Below are 3,893 nucleotides of genomic sequence, written 5' to 3' on the forward strand. Positions count from 1 at the left end.
GCATGTCTTCGGAAGTGCCTGTTTTCCCCGCCGCCGGCCGGGTGAAAGTTCTTAGGACGCCTCGTCCTGTGCCTTGCGGCGAGGCGATAACGTCCCTGAGCGCACTGGTAACTAGGTAAGCGATGCGCGGGTCGAGCGCACCAGATACTAGCCGGGGGCGTGCTTCCTTAACGACGCGTCCCGCGCGTGTTTCAACACGGACGATAGGGTCGGTTATGTGTCCCGCCAGCACGCGTCCGCCATTGGCAAAGGGAGCGAAAGCCTGCGCCATAACGAGCGGCGTTGTCTCCGAGGTTCCTAGCGCCAACGACAACACCGGGCGAAGCGGCGTCCTCAGACCGAGTCGCTCCGCCATAGCGGCCGCAGCTCTAGGCGTCACTTGCTGGATAAGCCGCGCGGCCACTACGTTGCAGGAGACTACAAGCGCTTCGCGCAAGCAGAGCGGCCGGTTATGGAACTCCCCGCCAAAATCCGCAGGCGCCCACGGCGGGCCCTCCGGCTCCGGAAAGCTGATTGGCTCGCAGGTTATTTGGCTGGCGAACGTTAACCCTTGCTGTAGAGCGGTAGCGTAGACAAAGGGCTTAAAGGCCGACCCGGGTTGTCGCAGCGCCTCTACGGCGCGGTTAAAGCCCGGTGGCGCATTGCCGCGCCCGCCCACCAAGGCTCTGATTTCGCCCGTCTTTGGATCTAGTGCAACCAGTGCGCCTTGCGGCTGTATTACTCCGTTTTGGCCTGTTCTGTTTTCGGTCAGGTCGGCCAGGCGTGCCAGTGCAGACTCGGCGGCCGCCTGCATGGAGGTGTCTAACGTCGTAAAGATGCGGAGCCCGGCAACTGCGGCTAGCGCACTGCCGTTTGGCATATGCTGTTCTAGGGAGGTCCTGATGTAACTCCTGAGCAGTTCTCCCCCGACTGCGGCGCGAGGTGCATCTGCTAGCACAACTGCGGCCTCTTTGGCAGCGGTCGCCTCGTTCGCAGTTATATACCCTTCGGTTACCATGCGCTCTAGCACCCACGCCTGACGTGCCTCGGCGCGGTCTAAGTTAGCGCGCGGCGAATACCATTCCGGCCCGCGGATAAGCCCGGCCAACATTGCCGCCTCGGCCAGATTTAGGTCTCGTGTCCGCTTGTTAAAGTAGTGCCGACTGGCGGCTTCTACGCCGTAAGTGCCATGACCCATGTAGATTTCGTTAATGTACAGCTCAAGAATCTCTTGCTTCGTGTAGTGCCGCTCTAAGAGAATCGCCAAATACGCTTCCTTGAGCTTGCGGCGCAAGGTGCGCTCCATGGGGAGGTCGTAGAGGTTGCGCGCTAGTTGTTGGGTAATCGTGCTCGCTCCCTCAACAAAGCGGCGCCTGCGCAGCGCTTCCAACAGAGCCCGGCCGATACCGATGGGGTCAAGGCCAAAGTGCCGATAGAAACGCGCGTCCTCTGTGGCGACAATGGCCTGCAGCAGATGTTCGGGTGCATCTCCTATGCCAATAACCTCGCGATTTTCCACAAAAATGCGCGTAAGCAGCGTCCCATCGCGGGCAAAGACAAGGCTCGCTTCTCTTTGCACAAATGGAGGCAAGGCCAAGAGGGTATTTAACCCGAGAAACAGAATAGTAACAACAGCAAGGGAAGCAAAGATTGCCGACTGCGCGTGTAGTCTCGGGGGCATAAGCATCACCAAGCTTAGGGTGCCCAAGAAGGGGGGCTTAGAACAGTGACGGAGCTACTGGAACGTTTGCGTAGGGGCGACAAGGCGGCCTTTGAGGAAATGGTCAACAAGTATTGGGCGATAGCAGGGCGCCGCGCCATCACGCTCACTCGCTCGTGGCAAGATGCCGAAGACCTTGTGCAAGAGTCTTTTACGCGAGCGTGGGCGCGGGTGAGCGAGTTTCGCGGCGAGTCCTCGTTTAGTACATGGCTCCTGCGCATTATGGAGAATCATCACGTCGATTTGCTGCGCAAAAAGAAGCGCACGCCCTCTGTCTCGCTCCAGACATTAGACCTGCGCGAACTGCTCAATCTGCGGCCACCCGCGTGGTTAGATGTGGCCGCGCTCGAGAAGAAATGGGAAATAGAGGACGTACGCAAGTGCATCGACGATGCCTTCAGCCGTCTGCCGGCAGCCTACAGGAAGCTTATCGTGCAAAAAGACCTGCAGCGTTTGTCATACGAGGAGATGGCAGGGCACATGGCCTGCTCGGTAGAGGCTATTCGCTGTAAGCTCTACCGCGCGCGCAAGCAGTTGCGCGTGGAACTAGCGCGGTTGCTCGGTCAGTACGGCGTGGTAATGTAAAGCAAATAGTGCGAAACGGGCTGCGCGATTGCGTAGCCCGTTCTTTAGTCTAGGATTGCAGAAAACTTCTCATGCGACCTAGGCCGATTTCGATGTTCTCCATTGACGTCGCGTAAGAGAGGCGGATATAATTGCGCGCACCAAAGCCGGAGCCCGGCACTACCGCCACGTGCGCTTTTTCGAGCATTACACCTGCCAGCCTTACGTCGTCGAGAATTATCTCCTTGTCGTATGAGGCCCCGAGCAGCCCGGCAATATTAGCCATTACGTAGAACGCACCCTGGGGCATGCGGCAGGATACGCCGGGGAGTCCGTTAAGAAGCTCCACCATGCGGCGACGGCGGCGCTCAAATTCCTGTAGCATTACACCAATGGCCTCCTGTGGCCCACACAAAGCCTCCACGCTGGCCGCCTGCGCGATAGAGTTTGGGTTAGAGGTCGCGTGGCTTTGCAGGCTGCCCATGGCCGCCGCTAGGCCCGAATTGCTGGCGGTGTAGCCAATCCGCCAACCGGTCATGGCGTACGCTTTAGACATGCCGTTTACCACAATGGTTAGTTCTTTTATGTCGGCACCGAAAGAAGCAATGCTCACGTGTTTTGCACCGTCGTAAATAAGCTTCTCGTAGATTTCATCGGAGATAACATAGATTTGGTGCTCGACACAGATGTCCGCGATGACTTTAAGTTCGCTCGCCGTATAGACCATGCCGGTGGGGTTGCTTGGGGAGTTAAGGATAAGCGCTTTAGTGCGCGGCGTGATGGCGGCACGCAGTTCCTCGGGGCGCACTTTAAAATCTTCGTCTTCGCGGGTATCAAGGATTTTGGGCACGCCGCCCGCCATCTTGACCATCTCAGGGTAACTTACCCAGTAGGGCGCAGGGACAATGACTTCGTCGCCCGGGTCGCACAGAGCCAACAGAGCGTTATAGATGCTGTGTTTCGCGCCGTTAGACACTACTATCTGCGTCGGGCTGTAAGTAAGCTGGTTTTCACTGCTTAGTTTCTGGCAAATAGCCTGGCGAAGTTTTTCAGTGCCGCTTGACGGCGTATAGCGCGTCTGCCCGGCCTCAATAGCAACGATACCGGCTCTAGCAATATGGGCGGGGGTGTCAAAATCCGGTTCGCCCACACCAAAGTTAACTACTTTAATGCCCTGGGCCGCCATTTGCTTGGCTTTGGTGTCTATACTGAGTGTGACGGAAGGAGTAATGTTTAGCGCGCGTTCCGCGAGCTTCTTCATGAATAGGCCCCCTTAACTGTGTTTTGTATATTGTATTCTTCGTCCGCCGCAAGTTCCCTGCTGCGAATGGTCGCTTTTGCTGCGCCGGCTAAAGATGCAAAATTACGTCAAATGAGGCGAGCACAAGTTGCGCGCCCGCTGTGGATATGCTAAAATCATTGAAACGCAGCGCAGAAGCGAGTAGTGCGAGCAGCTGTTCAGAGAGCTAGCGGTCGGTGCGAGCTAGTCAGTAAGTTTGCATGAAGTCCACTTCGAAGGCGGCGCGCGAGGAGCGCAGACGGTGACGCCGTTATAGTCCCAAGAGGCCGCAAGGCAAACTAGGGTGGTACCGCGAGATAACTCGCCCCTCACATTGGGGCGAGTTTTTGC

The 3,893-nt window shown here is 57.4% G+C and carries 3 protein-coding genes and 1 other annotated feature; of the genes, 1 reads left to right on the forward strand and 2 read right to left on the reverse strand.

The genetic code is table 11. From position 1 onward, the window contains the following. Window positions 1-1,660 (reverse strand): transglycosylase domain-containing protein (locus KGZ66_12035; GenBank protein ID MBS3986316.1); only part of this gene is annotated, 1,660 nt, incomplete at its 3' end. Window positions 1,661-1,705: 45 nt separating this feature from the next. Here KGZ66_12035 and KGZ66_12040 point away from each other — a divergent pair. Then, window positions 1,706-2,284, forward strand: coding sequence for a sigma-70 family RNA polymerase sigma factor (locus tag KGZ66_12040; GenBank protein ID MBS3986317.1), 579 nt, complete (start codon window positions 1,706-1,708; stop codon window positions 2,282-2,284). A gap of 49 nt (window positions 2,285-2,333) precedes the next feature. Here KGZ66_12040 and KGZ66_12045 read toward each other — a convergent pair whose 3' ends face one another. Beyond that, window positions 2,334-3,524, reverse strand: a complete 1,191-nt coding sequence (locus tag KGZ66_12045) for a pyridoxal phosphate-dependent aminotransferase (GenBank protein ID MBS3986318.1) — start codon at window positions 3,522-3,524, stop codon at window positions 2,334-2,336. 159 nt (window positions 3,525-3,683) lie between these two features. Continuing rightward, window positions 3,684-3,875 (forward strand) — a binding site (T-box leader). Window positions 3,876-3,893: the final 18 nt, after the last annotated feature.

The organism is Selenomonadales bacterium (assembly GCA_018335585.1).
Taxonomy (GTDB): domain Bacteria; phylum Bacillota; class UBA994; order UBA994; family UBA994; genus UBA994.

What these genes read in the sequence shown, in the direction of transcription:
- KGZ66_12045 (MBS3986318.1), bottom strand. Translation starts at nt 3,524, where the DNA reads ATGAAGAAGCTCGCGGAACGCGCGCTAAACATTACTCCTTCCGTCACA.